The sequence below is a fragment of the Xanthomonas sp. NCPPB 3959 genome (genome assembly GCF_056675575.1).
Genome location: NZ_JBWWVR010000016.1, coordinates 55,118 through 70,578, shown reverse-complemented (window position 1 = coordinate 70,578; position 15,461 = coordinate 55,118). Strand labels below are relative to the sequence as shown.

The window sequence follows — 15,461 nt, the reverse complement described above, 5'->3', positions numbered from 1 at the left end:
CCCTTCTCCCCTCGGGAGAAGGTGCCCCGCAGGGGCGGATGAGGGTACGGGCGAAGCCTCGTGTCATCCATTACAGAGTGGCTTCGCCCGTACCCTCACCCCAACCCCTCTCCCGAGGGGAGAGGGGCTTTAACTTCCGATGTTTTTACCCTTTCCGTATCTTTTAGACTTCCAGCGAAGCCAGATCGCCCTTGCTCTCAAGCCACTGCTTGCGATCGCCAGCGCGCTTCTTCGCCAGCAACATATCCATCAACGAACGGGTCTGTTCGCCATCGTCGATGGTCAGCTGCACCAGCCGGCGCGTGTCCGGGTGAATGGTCGATTCGCGCAGCTGTTGCGGATTCATCTCGCCCAGGCCCTTGAAGCGGGTGACGCTGACCTGGCCCTTGATCTTCTCGCGCGCGATCTTGTCCAGCAGCGTGGTCTTTTCTTCCTCGTCCAGCGCGTAGAACACCTGCTTGCCCACGTCCACACGGAACAGCGGCGGCATTGCCACGAACACATGGCCGGCAGCCACCAATGCCGGGAAATGCCTTAAGAACAGCGCAGTCAACAAGGTCGCGATATGCAAACCATCGGAGTCGGCGTCGGCCAGGATGGTGACCTTGCCGTAGCGCAGCCCGCTGATGTCGTCCTTGCCCGGGTCGCAGCCGATCGCGATCGCCAGGTTGTGCACTTCTTCGGACGCCAGCACGCTGCCCGAGGCCACTTCCCAGGTGTTGAGGATCTTGCCGCGCAGCGGCAGGATCGCCTGAAAATCCTTGTCGCGCGCCTGCTTGGCCGAGCCGCCGGCCGAGTCGCCTTCGACCAGAAACAACTCGGTACGCGACAGGTCCTGGCTGATGCAATCGGCCAGCTTGCCGGGCAGGGCGGGGCCCTGGGTGACCTTCTTGCGGACGATCTGCTTTTCGGTCTTCAGGCGCGCACTGGCGCGATCGATGGCGATCTGCGCGATCTTCTCGCCGATCTCCACGTTCTGATTGAGGTACAGGCTGAAGGCGTCGTGCGCGGCGCCTTCGATGAAGCCGGCGGCCTGACGCGAGGACAGACGCTCCTTGGTCTGCCCGGAGAACTGCGGGTCGGTCATCTTCAGGCTGAGCACGAAGGTGACCCGGTCCCACACATCTTCCGGCGCCAGCTTGACGCCGCGCGGCAGCAGATTGCGGAAGTCGCAGAACTCGCGCAACGCATCGGTCAGGCCCGAACGCAGGCCGTTGACGTGGGTGCCGTGCTGCGCGGTCGGAATCAGGTTGACGTAGCTTTCCTGCACCAGTTCGCCTTCCGGCACCCAGGCTGCAGCCCAGTCGACGATCTCGGTGTCCTTCTTCAGGCTGCCGGCGAACAGGTCGGCCGGCAGCATCTCGTGCTCGGCCATCTCGCCCTTCAGATAGTCGCGCAGGCCATTTTCGAAGTACCAGCTGTCCTGCTCGCCGGTCGCTTCGTCATGCAGCTTGACGGTCAGCCCGGGGCACAACACCGCCTTGGCGCGCAGCAGATGGCGCAGCGCGCGCACGTTGAACTTGGGCGTGTCGAAGTACTTCGGGTCGGCCCAGAAGCGCAGCCGCGTGCCGGTGTTCTTCTTGCCGACGGTGCCGACCACTTCCAGCTTGGAGGCGGCGATGCCGTCGCGGAACTCCATGCGGTGCTCGCTGCCTTCGCGCTTGATGAACAGCTCGACCTTGGTCGACAGCGCATTGACTACGCTCACACCCACGCCGTGCAGGCCGCCGGAGAAGGTGTAGTTGCGATTGTTGAATTTGCCGCCGGCATGCAGCCGGGTCAGGATCAACTCCACACCGGGAATCTTCTCTTCCGGGTGCATGTCCACCGGCATGCCGCGGCCGTCGTCGGAGACCTCGCAGCTGCCATCCTTGAACAAGGTCACTTCGACCTGCTTGGCGTGACCGGCCAGCGCCTCGTCGACCGAGTTGTCGATCACTTCCTGCGCCAGATGGTTCGGGCGCGCAGTGTCGGTGTACATGCCAGGACGGCGTTTGACCGGGTCCAGGCCCGACAGCACTTCAATATCGGCGGCGTTATAACGGGTGTTCATGCATCTCTTGGCACGTGAAACGACGCGCAAGTGTGGGGGCAGAACCGTTTTTTTGCACGCGACAGGCGTTCAGTGCAGGGCGGGGTGCGGCTGGATACCCTGGCGTTGGATTCGGAACCAAACGTCCCCACCTGAGGATGTCACCGAAACCGGAGGACACCATGAAGTTCAAGCACATTCTGATGCTCACCCTGGGTGCGGCCGCAGTCGCGGCGCTTCCTGCCATGGCCCAGGCCGCTCCGCAGCAGACGGGCCAGGGCGCCGCCGCGCAGAAGGCCGACGACGCCAAGGCCAAGACCGAAGCCGAGCGCAAGGCCGAGCGCCGTGCCGCCGCTGCCGCGCAGAAGCCCAAGGCCGATGCCGCGCTGCCCGAGGAAGAGGAAGAAAAGAAGCCGGCGCGCTGATCGCGCTGCGCATCGGCTGGCTTCACATCGGTCATCTGCTCCACAGACGCCCCGGCCTAGGTCGGGGCGTCTGCATTTGCGGCCCACGCGGCGCGCGTTTGTCACTGCGTGATCGCAGCGGCGTCACGCAACCCTTGGGCATTCGTCCGTCACCCGCTAAACTATGGCTTTCCGGGAGGCTTCAAGCCCCATGACCCCCCTGATTTTTGTTACAGGCGGCGTAGTGTCCTCGTTGGGTAAGGGCATTGCGGCCGCTTCGCTTGCGTCCATTCTTGAAGCGCGTGGCCTGAAGGTCACGATGATGAAGCTGGACCCGTACATCAATGTGGACCCGGGCACGATGAGCCCGTTCCAGCACGGCGAGGTCTACGTCACCGACGACGGTGCCGAGACCGATCTGGATCTGGGCCACTACGAGCGCTACGTGCGCACGCGCCTTTCGCGCAAGAACTCCGTCACCACCGGCCGGATCTACGAGAACGTGATCCGCAAGGAGCGTCGCGGCGATTATCTGGGCGCCACCGTACAGGTGATTCCGCATATCACCGACGAGATCCGTCGTTGCATTGACGAGGCCACCGCAGGTTTCGATGTCGCATTGATCGAGATCGGCGGCACCGTGGGCGATATCGAGTCGCTGCCATTCCTGGAAGCGATTCGCCAGGTGCGCACCGAGCGCGGCGCCGAAAAGGCCATGTTCATGCACCTCACCCTGGTGCCGTACATCGCTGCTGCCGGTGAGTTGAAGACCAAGCCGACCCAGCATTCGGTCAAGGAACTGCGCTCGATCGGCATCCAGCCGGACGTACTGCTGTGCCGCTCCGAGCAGGCGGTGCCGGATTCGGAACGCCGCAAGATCGCGTTGTTCACCAACGTCTCCGAGCGCGCGGTAATCAGCTGCCCGGATATCGACGTGCTGTACGGCATGCCGCTGGAACTGCGCCGCCAGGGCCTGGACGAGTTGGTGATCGATCAGTTCAAGCTGCGCGACAAGGTCGCCGCGGCCGATCTCTCCGAATGGGCTGCGGTGGTGGATGCGGTCAAGCATCCGCTGGACGAAGTCACCATTGCGGTGGTCGGCAAGTACGTCGATCACCAGGACGCCTACAAGTCGGTGGCCGAAGCATTGCGGCACGGTGGCCTGCGCCAGCGCACCAAGGTCAATCTGAAGTGGCTGGAAGCGCAGGATCTGGAAGGCAGCGACATGGCCGCCTTGCAGGACATCGACGGCATTCTGGTGCCGGGCGGTTTCGGCGATCGCGGCTTCGAAGGCAAGGTGCAGACCTCCAAGTACGCGCGTGAGCACAAGGTGCCGTACTTCGGTATCTGCTACGGCATGCAGGCCGCGGTGGTGGACTATGCGCGCCATGTCGCCAATCTGGATGCGGCCAACAGTACCGAGAACGATCGCCAGTCGCCGCACCCGGTGATCGGCCTGATCACCGAATGGCGTACCGCCACCGGCGAAGTCGAAAAGCGCGACGAGAAGTCCGATCTGGGCGGCACCATGCGGCTGGGTCTGCAGGAGCAGCGCCTGAAGCCGGGCACGCTGGCACGCGAGGTGTACGGCAAGGACGTGGTGGCTGAGCGGCATCGTCATCGCTACGAGTTCAACAACCGCTACCGCACCCAGCTGGAAGATGCCGGCCTGGTGATTTCCGGCAAGTCGATGGACGACACGCTGGTGGAAATGGTGGAGCTGCCGCGCGAGACGCACCCGTGGTTCCTGGCCTGCCAGGCGCACCCGGAGTTCCTGTCCACACCACGCGACGGGCACCCGCTGTTCATCGGCTTCGTGCGCGCCGCGCGCGAGAAGAAGGCGGGCGGCAAGTTGTTGAAGGAAGCGCGCGCCTGAGATTTTCCTTCTCCCATCGGGAGAAGGTGGCGCGAAGCGCCGGATGAGGGGCGCCGCAGTAAACCGGAAGATGGCAACCATGACGAACGCGTCGCCACGCGCCAGCCAGGGCAAACCATCGGGCTTCACAAGCGCTTCGCAACCATACCCTCACCCCAGCCCCTCTCCCGATGGGAGAGGGGCTTCAATCAACAAGGTGACCTGATGAAACTGTGTGACTTCGACGTTGGCCTGGATCAGCCGTTGTTCCTGATCGCCGGCCCCTGCGTGATCGAGTCGATGCAGCTGCAGCTCGACGTGGCCGGCAAACTCAAGGAGATCACCGGCAAGCTGGGGATCAACTTCATCTTCAAGTCGAGCTTCGACAAGGCCAATCGCACCTCCGGCACCAGCTTCCGCGGCCCTGGCCTGGAAGAGGGCCTGAAGGTGCTGGCTGCGGTGAAGCAGCAGATCGGCGTGCCGGTGCTGACCGACGTGCACGAATACACCCCGATGAACGAGGTCGCCGCCGTCGTCGACGTTCTGCAGACCCCGGCCTTCCTGGTGCGCCAGACCGACTTCATCAAGAACGTCTGCGCGGCCGGCAAGCCGGTCAACATCAAGAAGGGCCAGTTCCTGGCGCCGTGGGACATGAAGCCGGTGGTCGACAAGGCCAAGTCGACCGGCAACGAGCAGATCATGGTCTGCGAGCGTGGCGCCTCGTTCGGCTACAACAATCTGGTCAGCGACATGCGCTCGCTGAGCGTCATGCGCGACACCGGCTGCCCAGTCGTCTTCGATGCCACCCATTCGGTGCAGTTGCCGGGCGGGCAGGGCAGCAGTTCCGGTGGTCAGCGCGAGTTCGTGCCGGTGCTGGCGCGCGCTGCGGTGGCGGTGGGTATCTCTGGGCTGTTCGCCGAAACCCATCCGGATCCGTCCAAGGCGCTGTCCGATGGCCCCAACGCGTGGCCGCTGGACCGCATGGAGGAACTGCTCGAGACCCTGATGGAACTGGACGCAGTGACCAAGAAGCACGGGTTCGCGCGCTTCGCATGAGTTCCGATCCGTGGGCGCTGGCCGCGTCGCGCCGCCAGCGTCGGCAGTGGCGCCACTGGCCTTGGGGCTGGATCGCGCTGGTCGCATCGATCACCGCGTGGGCGTGCATGGCCGCGATGACGGTGCTGGTCGCTGCCAGCATGGGCATGCCGGGCGACGGCGACCATGCCATGCGGGCCACGCGGGTGCCAATGCTGGTCACGCTGCTGCTGGCCGCGGTAGCGATCACAAGTTGCCTGATCGCCGGCCCGCTGGCGTTGCGGTTGGCTCGCCAATCCGGCGCAGCGATCGTTGCGCTGGTGTTGCTGTCGGTCTTGCTGCTGCTGTCTGGTTTACCGCTGCTGGGCTTGATGGCCTAGCGGCATGTTCGCCGGCCTGTCGCGTGCGGCGGCTGAATGCGATTTGGCAATGTGCCGGTGTGCGGCGATAATCCCGCAGCTTGTTTCCGGTGTACTTCCCCCCTTACTGGTAACCGATCGTTCCTATGACCACTATCGCCAAGATCCTCGCCCGCGAAATCCTCGACTCTCGCGGCAATCCCACGCTGGAGGCCGAAGTCACGCTGGAAGACGGCTCGTTCGGCCGCGCCGCTGTGCCCTCGGGCGCCTCGACCGGCACCAAGGAAGCGGTGGAACTGCGCGATGGCGACAAGACCCGCTACCTGGGCAAGGGCGTGCTGCATGCGGTGCAGAACGTCAACGGCACCATTGCCGAGACGCTCAAGGGCTTCGATGCGGCCGACCAGCAGGGCTTGGACCGTCGCCTGATCGACCTGGACGGCACCGAGAACAAGGGCCGCCTGGGCGCCAACGCGTTGCTGGGTGTGTCGCTGGCCGCCGCGCATGCCGTGGCCGCCTCGCGCAAGCAGCCGCTGTGGCAGTACTTGTCCACCATTACCGAATCCGATGTGTCGCTGCCGGTGCCGATGATGAACATCATCAACGGCGGCGCGCACGCCGACAACAACGTCGACTTCCAGGAGTTCATGGTGCTGCCGGTCGGCTGCAGCTCGTTCTCCGAAGCGCTGCGTGCCGGTACCGAAATCTTCCATGCGCTCAAGTCGGTGCTCAAGGGCCACGGCCTGAGCACGGCAGTGGGCGATGAAGGCGGCTTTGCGCCGGACTTCCGCAGCAATGTCGAAGCGCTGGACACCATCCTCGAAGCGATCGGCAAGGCCGGCTACACCGCTGGCGAAGACATCCTGCTGGGCCTGGACGTGGCTTCCAGCGAGTTCTACGACAACGGCAAGTACAACCTGGTCGGCGAGAACAAGCGCCTGACCAGCGAGCAGTTCGTCGACTTCCTGGCCGACTGGGTCGCGCAGTACCCGATCATCAGCATCGAAGACGGCCTGGCCGAGGACGACTGGGCGGGCTGGAAGCTGCTCACCGACCGTGTCGGCAAGAAGGTGCAGCTGGTCGGCGACGATCTGTTCGTCACCAACCCGAAGATCTTCAAGCAGGGCATCGACTCGGGCACCGCCAATGCGATCCTGATCAAGGTCAACCAGATCGGCACGCTGACCGAGACGCTGGAAGCCATCGCGATGGCGCATGCGGCCAACTACGCCTCGATCGTCTCGCACCGTTCGGGCGAAACCGAAGACACCACCATCGCCGATATCGCCGTGGCCACCACCGCCACGCAGATCAAGACCGGTTCGCTGTGCCGTAGCGATCGCGTCGCCAAGTACAACCAGTTGCTGCGCATCGAGCAGGCGTTGGGTTCCGGCGCACGCTATGCCGGCCGCGACGCGTTCGTTTCGATCAAGCGATAAGCCGTGCGCAACTGGCGCTGGCTACTGCTGGTGCTGGCGGTGCTGCTGGCTTGGCTGCAGTACCGCTTCTGGTTCGGGCCTGGGAATTCCGGCGAAGTCATGATGCTGGAAGCCCAGGTCGCGCATCAGACACAGGACAACGAAGGTCTGCGCCAACGCAACCAGGCGTTGGCAGCAGAGGTGAAGGATTTGAAGGACGGCGAGGCGGCAATCGAGGAACGCGCGCGTAGCGAGCTGGGCATGATCAAGCCGGGCGAGACGTTCTATCGCGTGGTCGAGGATGCGCCGCCGCTGCCGCCCGCAGTGGCCGCACCGTCGACCGAACCCGAGGCGCCCGCCGCAACCGCTCCGGTGGAACAGCCATGACCGGTTCGATCTGGGCGATCGTGCCGGCCGCAGGGCGCGGCACGCGCTTTGGCGGGCAGACCCCCAAACAATATCTGCATGCTGCTGGTCAGCCTTTGATGGCTTACACGCTGGCGGCACTGGCAGCGCATCCGGTAGTGGCCGGAATTGTCGTAGTGATCGCGCCCGACGATGCCGACTGGCCGGGCTGGACGGCGGTGCAGTCCAAGCCGGTGTTGACCTGCGTGGGCGGCGTGACCCGTGCGGCATCGGTACTGGCCGGATTGCTGGCCTTGCCCGAGAGCGTGCGCGCCGACGACTTTGTGCTGGTGCACGATGCCGCACGTCCCAATCTGGCGCTGGCCGATCTGGAGCGCTTGCTGGAAATCGGTCGCGGCGATCCGGTCGGCGCGATCCTGGCCGCACCGGTGCGCGATACCCTCAAGCGGGCCGGCGACGATGGCGGCATTGATGCCACCGAGCCGCGCGAGCGTCTGTGGCGCGCGCTGACCCCGCAGCTGTTTCGTCGCCATCAACTGATCCGTGGCCTCACCGAAGCATCGGCCGCTGGCGTGGATGTGACCGACGAGGCGATGGCGATGGAACGGTTGGGATTGCGTCCGTTGCTGGTGGAAGGTGCCGAGGACAACTTCAAGGTGACCACGCCGGTGGATCTGGCACGCTTCGAATTCGAACTGGCACGTCGCGGCGTGGCGGTGGATGCCGAATTAGTGGCTATACGCAACGATGCGGTGTTTGCCGGTGCCAATCACGACGTTTAGATCGGCTGTCGAACGATTGCGAGGCCGGTTTGCGGAACCGGCTGTGTAGGCCACTCGTACACTGCGCTCTCTTTGCAACGTCCATGCCGACCTAAACGACAGCTTGCTCCCTGTTGTTGGGCACTCTCACTCACCACGGATTTTCCATGTCTTTCAATGTTCGAATCGGTCAGGGCTACGACGTGCATGCGTTCGGCGCGGGCGACCACGTGATGCTGGGCGGGGTGCGCGTTGCGCACAGCCATGGCGTGCTCGCGCACAGCGACGGCGACGTGGTGCTGCACGCGCTATGCGATGCGATGCTGGGCGCGCTGGCGCTGGGCGATATCGGCCAGCATTTCCCGCCGTCCGACGCGCGCTGGAAGGACGCCGACAGCGCGCAGTTCCTGCAGCACTGCGATCACTTGCTGCGCGAGCGTGGCTGGCGCGTGGGCAATGCCGACATCACCGTGATCTGCGAGCGCCCCAAGATCGGCCCGCATGCGCTGGCAATGCGCGAACGCATCGCCGGCCTGCTGGCGATCGAGCTCGATGCGGTCAGCGTCAAGGCCACCACCAGCGAACAACTCGGTTTCACCGGTCGCAGCGAAGGCATTGCTGCGCAGGCGGCGGTGTTGCTCGGCAGGATCGCAGCCTGACGGCGACCAACGAAACAACGGGGCTCATCGTCAGGCGGGCGCGACCGATGCTCGTTACAGCATGTAGCACGCGTACCCTGCGGTTCCGAGCGTGCCGTCCACACTCACCTGACGCCTGCCGGCCAGGTTTTTAGCCGCTCTAACTCGTAGTCACGCACGCCGGGCTCGCCTCGGCGTTGCAACGCGACACCACCGCGCCGAGGCATTCGGCACACAGCGCACGACACGTCGGCGCGAAGGTAACCACAGCATGAGCGACACCTCTCTCCTGCCGCGCGCGCATGGCGCTGCGGTCCTTGGCGCAGCAATGCGCAGCACGCCCGAAGATTTTCAGGTCGATGAGCTGCCTGCATTCGAAGCCTCCGGCGAAGGCGAGCACCTGTTGCTCAGCGTGCGCAAACGTGGCCAGAACACCGCGTATATCGCCAAGAAACTTGCGCTGTGGGCGGGCATTGCGGAAATGGGCGTCAGCTACGCCGGCTTGAAGGATCGCCATGCGGTGACCACGCAGCGTTTCAGCGTGCATCTGCCCAAACGTATCGCGCCGGACATCGCTGCGCTCGACGACGACGAAATGCAGGTGGTCGACAGCACCTGGCACAACCGCAAGCTGCAACGCGGCGCGCTGCACGGTAATCGCTTTGTGTTGACGCTGCGCCAGGTGCAGGGCGAACGCGGCGCGATCGAGCAACGCTTGCAGGCGATCGCTGCACGCGGCATTCCCAACTGGTTTGGCGAACAACGCTTTGGTCGCGATGGCGGCAACGTGGCATCGGCGTTGGCGATGTTCGGCTACATGCAGGATGCCGAGGGGGCGTTGGTGCCGGCACCGAAGCGGCGTCTGCGCAACGATCAACGTTCGATATTGCTGTCGGCGGCGCGCTCGGCACTGTTCAATCGCGTGCTCACTGCACGCGTGGAGCAGGGCAGTTGGGACGCCGCGCTGGAGGGCGAGGCCTGGATGCTGGATGGCTCACGCAGCGTGTTCGGCCCCGAGCCGTGGAGCGAGGTGCTGGCCGAGCGGCTGGCGCGTTTCGATATCCATCCCAGTGGCCCGTTGTGGGGCGTGGGCGAACTGCGTTCCACCGACCAGGCTGCCGCAGTGGAGCGGGGCGCGTTGTCCGATCCGCAATCCGAGGCGCTGCGGATCGGTCTGGAAGCCGCTGGCTTGAAGCAGGAGCGCCGCGCCTTGCGTCTGCGCCCGCAAGGATTGGACTACCGTTGGTTGGATGCGCAGACCCTGCAGGTCGAATTCGCACTGCCGCCGGGCTGCTACGCCACCGCGGTGCTGTGGGAGCTGGGCGAGGTGATCGACGCAGGTCGCGGCATGGCCAATGTCCGTTCCGACACTTGAGTTTTGCGTCGTGCGGCGACGCGCAGCGCAAACAAACGTTGCCGGAGCCGAGGCGTTGTAGGAGCGGCCCTGGCCGCGACGGGCGTTACCGATAAAACCGAACAACGCGCCAGCGCATCTTCCCTAACGCCGCGCCAACAACACCAACAACGCCCCCGTGCCGCCTTGCGTGGCCGGCGCCGAATGAAACGCCAGCACATCGTTGCGCTGGCGCAACAGACGGTCCATCAGGTTCTTCAGCACCGGCGCGCCGTTATCGGACTGCAGGCCTTTGCCGTGGATGATGCGCACGCAGCCATGTTCGTGCGCATGCGCATCGAGCAGGAACTGCCGCAACAACAACTCGGCTTGCGCTGCGGTGGCGCCATGCAGATCCAGTTCGTCCTGGATCGAGAACTGGCCACGCTTGAGCCGCTGAAACAAGCGGGTGGGAAGATTCTCGCGCCGATAACTGGCGGTGTCGCCCGCCTCCAACGGCGCGCTGTCGCGCAGCAGACGTGCGAATTCGGTGTGCGCTTCGGCGTCGTCGCGCTCGGCCATGCGCGCGCGCGGCTTCGGGCGCGGTTTGGCGTTGGCCGGGGGGGCGACTTCACGAATCGGCTTGACCGCGCCAATCGCTGCGCGGAACAGCGCGCCGTCGTCTTCGTCTTCAGGATGCGACATGCTCACAGCGTAACGTGCCCAACCTCAGGTGCAAGCGAAGATCAAGCGCGAAGGCGAGGGACGCATCCGGTATCATGACCCGGTTTTCCGAGGAGTCCCATGCGCGTACTGGTTAGCAACGACGACGGTGTCGACGCCCCCGGCATCCAGATTCTGGCCGAGGCGCTGCGGCGTGCCGGTCATGAAGTGATGGTGGTCGCCCCCGACCGCGACCGCTCCGGCGCCAGCAATTCGCTGACGCTGGACGTGCCGATCCGCACCCGCCGCATCGACGCGCAGACCTGCGCAGTGGCCGGCACACCGACCGACTGCGTGCATCTGGCGCTGACCGGCATGCTCGATTACGACCCGGACATCGTGGTCTCCGGCATCAACAACTCGGCCAATCTCGGCGACGACGTGATCTATTCGGGCACCGTGTCGGCCGCGATGGAAGGCCGCTTTCTCGGCTTGCCCGCAGTGGCGGTCTCGTTGGTGACGCACAACCACGAAGCACATCACTATGAAACCGCCGCGCGCGCAGCGGTGGAGATCGTGGCGCGGCTCAAATCCGATCCCTTGCCCGCCGACACCATTCTCAACGTCAACGTGCCGGATCTGGCCTGGTCGGATCTGCTCGGTTTCGAAGTCACCCGGCTCGGCAACCGCCACCGTTCCGAGCCCTGCGTGCCGCAACGCGATCCGCGCGGCCGTACCGTGTACTGGATCGGCCCGGCCGGTCCCGAGCAGGATGCCGGCACCGGCACCGATTTCCACGCCGTGCGCACCGGGCATATCTCGATCACCCCGATCCATGTCGACCTCACCCGCTATCAGGCGCTGGAAACCGTGGCCGGCTGGGTCGGTGGCCTGACTGCCGCACTGGACGCACCGGCATGACGCCGAGGCTGCGTCTGCTGCAACCGGAGTCGGTGGGGATCGGCATGACCTCGCAACGCGTGCGCGACCGGCTGGTCGAGCGCCTGCGCGAGGCCGGCATCCAGGACGAGGCCACGCTCAACGCGGTGCGTACCGTGCCGCGGCATCTGTTCATCGATGAAGCGTTGGCCTCGCGCGCCTACGAAGACACCGCATTGCCGATCGGCCACGGCCAGACCATCTCGCAGCCCTGGGTGGTCGCGCGCATGACCGAGGCGGTGCTGCAGGTTGGCCCGACCAAAGTGCTCGAAGTGGGCACCGGCTCTGGCTACCAGGGCGCGATCCTGGCCGCTTTGGGCCTGGAGGTTTACACCGTCGAGCGCATCGGCGACCTGCTGCGGCAGGCGCGCAAGCGCTTCCGCCATCTGGGAATGAACGTGCGCAGCAAGCATGACGACGGCCGCATCGGCTGGCCCGAGCATGGTCCCTACGATGCCATCGTGGTCACGGCTGCCGCTCCGGCGCTGGTGGATGCGCTGGTCGATCAACTGGCGGTCGGCGGACGTCTGGTCGCCCCGGTCGGTGGCGCGTCTTCGCAATCGCTGATGCAACTCACACGTGGTGCCGACGGCGCGATCGAACAGCAGGTTCTGGCGCCGGTCACGTTCGTCCCGCTGTTGTCGGGCATGCTGGATTGAATCCATGAGAGTTCCTCGATGAAGATCTTCGGGCCGTTGTACGACGTGGCCATTCGTTGGTCGCGCAACCGGCGCGCACCCGCGCTACTGACCGGCCTCAGTTTCGTGGAGGGCTTCATCTTTCCGGTGCCGCCGGAAGTGATGTTGGCGCCGATGTCGCTGGCCGAGCCCAAGCGTGCGTTGTGGTTCGCCACCTTGAGCCTGATCGGCTCGGTGTGCGGCGCGCTGGTCGGCTATCTGCTCGGCCATTTCGCCTTTGCCGCATTGCAGCCGGTGATCGAATGGCTGGGCTGGAGCGTGAAGATCCAGGCGCAGATCGAGATGCTGCGCGCGCTGGTGGCAGAGTCGCCGTGGAAGGCCTTCTGGGCACTGGTGCTGGTGGGTTTCACCCCGATTCCTTTGAAGATCTTTACCTGGGCCTCGGGCGTGGTCGGTGTGCCGATCCTGCCCTTCATCGCCAGCATGCTGGTGGGGCGCGGCAAGCGCGTGTATCTGGTGGCCGGCGCGATCCGGTTGGGTGGCGCACGCGCCGAAGCAGCGCTGCATCGCTGGATCGAGCCGCTGGGCTGGGTGGCCATGGCCGTCCTGGCCGCGGGCGCAGGGTGGTTGGTGTGGAAGACAATGAACGGATGAGCACGTTGCAGATGAATTCGTTACGTAAGACAGCAGTCATGCTCGTGGTCGCCATCGGGCTGACCGCCTGCAGCAGCGCCACGGTGGTGCGTTCGCCAGGCGCCGGCGGTGGTTCGTCTTCCTCGCGTCCGTCTACGGCTGCGCGTGCGTCGGTGCCGCGCCCAGGTGCGACCGTCACCGTCCAGCGCGGCGACACGCTGTACGCCATTTCGCGTCGGACTAATATCACTGCGCCGGATCTGGCGGCCTGGAACGGGCTGTCTTCACCGAACACCATCTATCCCGGCCAGACGCTCAAGCTGTATCCGGGTGGTGCCAGCAGGCCGGGCAGCAGCACCTCGACGGCCGGCACGGTAGTTCCGCCGCGGCCGACTGCACCGATCGCTGCACCGGTCAGTAGTGGATTCCAATGGCGCTGGCCGGCTGATGGCGTGGTGGTCGGCACCTTCGTCGCTGGCGAGACCACCAAACAGGGCGTGGATATCGCCGGTGCCAGCGGGCAGGCGGTACGTGCCGCCGCAGATGGCGTGGTGGTGTACTCCGGCGCCGGCCTGGTCGGCTATGGCGAGCTGATCATCATCAAACACAATGATCAGTGGCTGTCTGCCTATGGGCACAACCGCAAGCGCCTGCTCAACGAAGGCCAGAGCGTGAAGGCCGGCCAGCAGATCGCCGAGATGGGTCGCAGCGGTGCCGCCCGCGACATGCTGCACTTCGAGATTCGCTACAACGGCAAGCCGGTCGATCCGCTGCTGTATTTGCCGAAGAAGTGATTCGGGAGTGGGGATTTGGGATTCGCAACGGCAACGGCGCTGGGCTGGTGGTACTGCTTGAAAGGCGCTTTCTAGCGGCAGGAAAATCGCTTGAGGCATCGCTGCCGCCGTTCGCCTGAGAGCGAAACCTGCTCCAGCCTGCGTTTACGAATCCCCAATCCCGACTCCCTAATCCCGTCCCTCAAGAATCATCGCCAACGCCACCCGGCGGCCTTCGCTGGCCAGCACGTTATACGTGCGCGCCGCGGCCGCGTTGGTCATCGCTTCCAGCCCGATGCCGCGGGTCAGGCAGGCCGCCAGGACATCGGTGGTCGGAAACTGCTGGTGCTCGCCGGTGCCAAGCAGGATCACCGCCGGGGACAGCGCCAGCACCGCGTCCATATGCCCGGCCTGAAGCTGTTCCAGGTTGGGCACCGGCCAGCGTTCGACCAGTTCATCGGGCATCAGGATGAAGCTCTGCTGCAAGATGCGCTCGTTCACCTTGGCATGGCGGCCATCGGCCGCGCGCAGCGCATAGGTGTAGTCGGGATGTTCCTGGCTTAAAGGCATAACGAACTCGTCAGGTCAGCCGCGCGGCAACACGATCTGGCGCTTTTCCTTGCTGGGGCGGTAAAGAATGGCGACATGGCCGATCCGCTGCACCAGCGCGCTGCCGGTCTTTTGAGTAATGTCGGCAATCATGGCGTCGCGGGCCTCGCGATCCTCCGATGCCACCTTCACCTTGATCAGTTCGTGGCGCTCGAGCACTTCCTCGAGTTCGGCCAGAAATGCCGGCGTGACCCCTTTGCCGCCGGTTTGCAGCAGTGCTTTGAGATCGTGGGCCTGGCCGCGCAGGAAACGGTTCTGGGCGGAGGTGAGAACAATGGACATGCAGGATCAAAGGGAAGCAAAGGGTGTTCAGGGTATCATGGCGACCCGTTCGGACCCCTTTGCCAATGCCCTCCCGCAGTAAAAGCAGCCAGCGCTGGCTCAAGGAACACTTCGCCGACCCTTACGTGAAGAAGGCTCAGGCCGAAGGCATGCGCTCGCGTGCCGCCTACAAGCTGGAGGAATTGCTTCAGCGCGACCGCCTGCTCAAGCCGGACATGGTGGTGGTCGATCTGGGCGCCGCGCCCGGCGGCTGGTGCCAGCAGGTGCGCAGGTCGCTCGGCGACACCGGCCGGGTACTGGCGCTGGACATCCTGGAGATGCCCCCGCTGGCCGGGGTGGAGTTCCTTCATGGCGACTTCAGGGAACAAGCCGTCCTATCGGAATTCGAAGCGATGTTGGGCGATGTGCCGGTGGACCTTGTTCTGTCCGATATGGCCCCCAATAAGAGTGGCATGGATGCGGTCGACCAACCGCGGATGATGCACCTGGCGGAACTGGCGATGGAATTTGCCGACAACCACCTCAAGACGGGTGGGGCATTTTTGATCAAGCTGTTCCAGGGTGTTGGATCCGACGACTACATTCGCGAGCTTCGCCGCCGCTATGAGAAGGTGACGATTCGCAAACCGGCGGCCTCGCGCAAGCGCTCCCCGGAAGTTTATGCGCTCGGTCAGGGCAAGCGTGCCCAGATCAAGTAAGCTGCCAATGACCACCGTGTTTCAA

18 protein-coding genes are annotated in these 15,461 nt (G+C 64.7%); 14 read left to right on the top strand and 4 right to left on the bottom strand.

The window, feature by feature from the left end; all coding sequences use genetic code 11:
* Window positions 1-163 precede the first annotated feature (163 nt).
* Window positions 164-2,053: a DNA topoisomerase IV subunit B gene (parE, locus tag AC1KVG_RS17530; RefSeq protein ID WP_074057659.1), complete on the bottom strand. Its 1,890-nt coding sequence runs from the start codon at window positions 2,051-2,053 to the stop codon at window positions 164-166.
* Between the two features lie 161 nt (window positions 2,054-2,214).
* Here parE and AC1KVG_RS17525 point away from each other — a divergent pair, with 161 nt between their 5' ends.
* The 9 genes from AC1KVG_RS17525 (at window position 2,215) to truD (ending at window position 10,243) form a co-directional block, all read left to right on the top strand.
* The gene (locus tag AC1KVG_RS17525) at window positions 2,215-2,457 is read left to right on the top strand and encodes a hypothetical protein (protein WP_006453323.1); all 243 of its coding nucleotides are present in this window, start codon (window positions 2,215-2,217) and stop codon (window positions 2,455-2,457) included.
* 190 nt (window positions 2,458-2,647) lie between these two features.
* Window positions 2,648-4,312, top strand: a complete 1,665-nt coding sequence (locus AC1KVG_RS17520) for a CTP synthase (RefSeq protein WP_023903735.1) — start codon at window positions 2,648-2,650, stop codon at window positions 4,310-4,312.
* A 204-nt stretch (window positions 4,313-4,516) separates the two neighbouring features.
* Entirely contained in the window at window positions 4,517-5,347 is an 831-nt protein-coding gene (gene kdsA, locus AC1KVG_RS17515; RefSeq protein WP_006453321.1) for a 3-deoxy-8-phosphooctulonate synthase, read from the top strand.
* Window positions 5,344-5,706 (top strand): hypothetical protein, encoded by a 363-nt coding sequence (locus AC1KVG_RS17510; protein WP_115038660.1) that lies wholly within the window; start codon window positions 5,344-5,346, stop codon window positions 5,704-5,706. The genes kdsA and AC1KVG_RS17510 overlap by 4 nt, the downstream gene beginning before the upstream one ends.
* A gap of 125 nt (window positions 5,707-5,831) precedes the next feature.
* Window positions 5,832-7,124, top strand: a complete 1,293-nt coding sequence (eno, locus tag AC1KVG_RS17505; RefSeq protein WP_006453319.1) for a phosphopyruvate hydratase — start codon at window positions 5,832-5,834, stop codon at window positions 7,122-7,124.
* Window positions 7,125-7,127: 3 nt separating this feature from the next.
* The gene (ftsB, locus tag AC1KVG_RS17500; RefSeq protein ID WP_154844590.1) at window positions 7,128-7,490 is read left to right on the top strand and encodes a cell division protein FtsB; all 363 of its coding nucleotides are present in this window, start codon (window positions 7,128-7,130) and stop codon (window positions 7,488-7,490) included.
* Window positions 7,487-8,251: a 2-C-methyl-D-erythritol 4-phosphate cytidylyltransferase gene (gene ispD / locus AC1KVG_RS17495; RefSeq protein WP_481095230.1), complete on the top strand. Its 765-nt coding sequence runs from the start codon at window positions 7,487-7,489 to the stop codon at window positions 8,249-8,251. Before ftsB ends, ispD begins: the two co-directional genes overlap by 4 nt.
* A 146-nt stretch (window positions 8,252-8,397) precedes the next feature.
* The gene (gene ispF / locus AC1KVG_RS17490) at window positions 8,398-8,889 is read left to right on the top strand and encodes a 2-C-methyl-D-erythritol 2,4-cyclodiphosphate synthase (RefSeq protein ID WP_115038668.1); all 492 of its coding nucleotides are present in this window, start codon (window positions 8,398-8,400) and stop codon (window positions 8,887-8,889) included.
* A gap of 250 nt (window positions 8,890-9,139) precedes the next feature.
* Window positions 9,140-10,243 carry a tRNA pseudouridine(13) synthase TruD gene (gene truD / locus AC1KVG_RS17485; protein ID WP_481095229.1) on the top strand — a complete coding sequence of 368 codons (1,104 nt, stop codon included), beginning with the start codon at window positions 9,140-9,142 and terminating at the stop codon, window positions 10,241-10,243.
* 123 nt (window positions 10,244-10,366) lie between these two features.
* Here the strand turns inward: truD and AC1KVG_RS17480 are convergent, their stop codons facing one another.
* Window positions 10,367-10,906, bottom strand: a complete 540-nt coding sequence (locus AC1KVG_RS17480) for a Smr/MutS family protein (protein WP_333921353.1) — start codon at window positions 10,904-10,906, stop codon at window positions 10,367-10,369.
* A 99-nt stretch (window positions 10,907-11,005) separates the two neighbouring features.
* Here AC1KVG_RS17480 and surE point away from each other — a divergent pair, with 99 nt between their 5' ends.
* Genes surE through AC1KVG_RS17460 form a run of 4 tightly spaced genes read left to right on the top strand, consistent with a single transcriptional unit; the run spans window position 11,006 to window position 13,868 of the window.
* Window positions 11,006-11,785, top strand: coding sequence for a 5'/3'-nucleotidase SurE (gene surE, locus AC1KVG_RS17475; RefSeq protein ID WP_481095228.1), 780 nt, complete (start codon window positions 11,006-11,008; stop codon window positions 11,783-11,785).
* A complete protein-coding gene (locus AC1KVG_RS17470; RefSeq protein ID WP_006453312.1) occupies window positions 11,782-12,462 on the top strand; it encodes a protein-L-isoaspartate(D-aspartate) O-methyltransferase in 681 nt (226 codons plus the stop codon). The genes surE and AC1KVG_RS17470 overlap by 4 nt, the downstream gene beginning before the upstream one ends.
* Window positions 12,463-12,480: 18 nt before the next feature.
* Window positions 12,481-13,095 carry a YqaA family protein gene (locus AC1KVG_RS17465; RefSeq protein WP_006453310.1) on the top strand — a complete coding sequence of 205 codons (615 nt, stop codon included), beginning with the start codon at window positions 12,481-12,483 and terminating at the stop codon, window positions 13,093-13,095.
* Window positions 13,092-13,868, top strand: a complete 777-nt coding sequence (locus AC1KVG_RS17460) for a peptidoglycan DD-metalloendopeptidase family protein (protein ID WP_481095227.1) — start codon at window positions 13,092-13,094, stop codon at window positions 13,866-13,868. Before AC1KVG_RS17465 ends, AC1KVG_RS17460 begins: the two co-directional genes overlap by 4 nt.
* Before the next feature lie 168 nt (window positions 13,869-14,036).
* Here the strand turns inward: AC1KVG_RS17460 and AC1KVG_RS17455 are convergent, their stop codons facing one another.
* Both AC1KVG_RS17455 and yhbY read right to left on the bottom strand, forming a co-directional pair.
* Window positions 14,037-14,417, bottom strand: coding sequence for an Mth938-like domain-containing protein (locus AC1KVG_RS17455; RefSeq protein ID WP_481095226.1), 381 nt, complete (start codon window positions 14,415-14,417; stop codon window positions 14,037-14,039).
* Window positions 14,418-14,432: 15 nt separating this feature from the next.
* Window positions 14,433-14,738, bottom strand: coding sequence for a ribosome assembly RNA-binding protein YhbY (gene yhbY / locus AC1KVG_RS17450; protein WP_006453307.1), 306 nt, complete (start codon window positions 14,736-14,738; stop codon window positions 14,433-14,435).
* A gap of 65 nt (window positions 14,739-14,803) precedes the next feature.
* Here yhbY and rlmE point away from each other — a divergent pair, with 65 nt between their 5' ends.
* Entirely contained in the window at window positions 14,804-15,436 is a 633-nt protein-coding gene (gene rlmE, locus AC1KVG_RS17445; RefSeq protein ID WP_043889169.1) for a 23S rRNA (uridine(2552)-2'-O)-methyltransferase RlmE, read from the top strand.
* Window positions 15,437-15,461 lie beyond the last annotated feature (25 nt).

What these genes read in the sequence shown, in the direction of transcription:
- parE (WP_074057659.1), bottom strand. Translation starts at nt 2,053, where the DNA reads ATGAACACCCGTTATAACGCCGCCGATATTGAAGTGCTGTCGGGCCTG.
- AC1KVG_RS17525 (WP_006453323.1), top strand. Translation starts at nt 2,215, where the DNA reads ATGAAGTTCAAGCACATTCTGATGCTCACCCTGGGTGCGGCCGCAGTC.
- AC1KVG_RS17520 (WP_023903735.1), top strand. Translation starts at nt 2,648, where the DNA reads ATGACCCCCCTGATTTTTGTTACAGGCGGCGTAGTGTCCTCGTTGGGT.
- kdsA (WP_006453321.1), top strand. Translation starts at nt 4,517, where the DNA reads ATGAAACTGTGTGACTTCGACGTTGGCCTGGATCAGCCGTTGTTCCTG.
- AC1KVG_RS17510 (WP_115038660.1), top strand. Translation starts at nt 5,344, where the DNA reads ATGAGTTCCGATCCGTGGGCGCTGGCCGCGTCGCGCCGCCAGCGTCGG.
- eno (WP_006453319.1), top strand. Translation starts at nt 5,832, where the DNA reads ATGACCACTATCGCCAAGATCCTCGCCCGCGAAATCCTCGACTCTCGC.
- ispD (WP_481095230.1), top strand. Translation starts at nt 7,487, where the DNA reads ATGACCGGTTCGATCTGGGCGATCGTGCCGGCCGCAGGGCGCGGCACG.
- ispF (WP_115038668.1), top strand. Translation starts at nt 8,398, where the DNA reads ATGTCTTTCAATGTTCGAATCGGTCAGGGCTACGACGTGCATGCGTTC.
- truD (WP_481095229.1), top strand. Translation starts at nt 9,140, where the DNA reads ATGAGCGACACCTCTCTCCTGCCGCGCGCGCATGGCGCTGCGGTCCTT.
- AC1KVG_RS17480 (WP_333921353.1), bottom strand. Translation starts at nt 10,906, where the DNA reads ATGTCGCATCCTGAAGACGAAGACGACGGCGCGCTGTTCCGCGCAGCG.
- surE (WP_481095228.1), top strand. Translation starts at nt 11,006, where the DNA reads ATGCGCGTACTGGTTAGCAACGACGACGGTGTCGACGCCCCCGGCATC.
- AC1KVG_RS17470 (WP_006453312.1), top strand. Translation starts at nt 11,782, where the DNA reads ATGACGCCGAGGCTGCGTCTGCTGCAACCGGAGTCGGTGGGGATCGGC.
- AC1KVG_RS17465 (WP_006453310.1), top strand. Translation starts at nt 12,481, where the DNA reads ATGAAGATCTTCGGGCCGTTGTACGACGTGGCCATTCGTTGGTCGCGC.
- AC1KVG_RS17460 (WP_481095227.1), top strand. Translation starts at nt 13,092, where the DNA reads ATGAGCACGTTGCAGATGAATTCGTTACGTAAGACAGCAGTCATGCTC.
- AC1KVG_RS17455 (WP_481095226.1), bottom strand. Translation starts at nt 14,417, where the DNA reads ATGCCTTTAAGCCAGGAACATCCCGACTACACCTATGCGCTGCGCGCG.
- yhbY (WP_006453307.1), bottom strand. Translation starts at nt 14,738, where the DNA reads ATGTCCATTGTTCTCACCTCCGCCCAGAACCGTTTCCTGCGCGGCCAG.
- rlmE (WP_043889169.1), top strand. Translation starts at nt 14,804, where the DNA reads ATGCCCTCCCGCAGTAAAAGCAGCCAGCGCTGGCTCAAGGAACACTTC.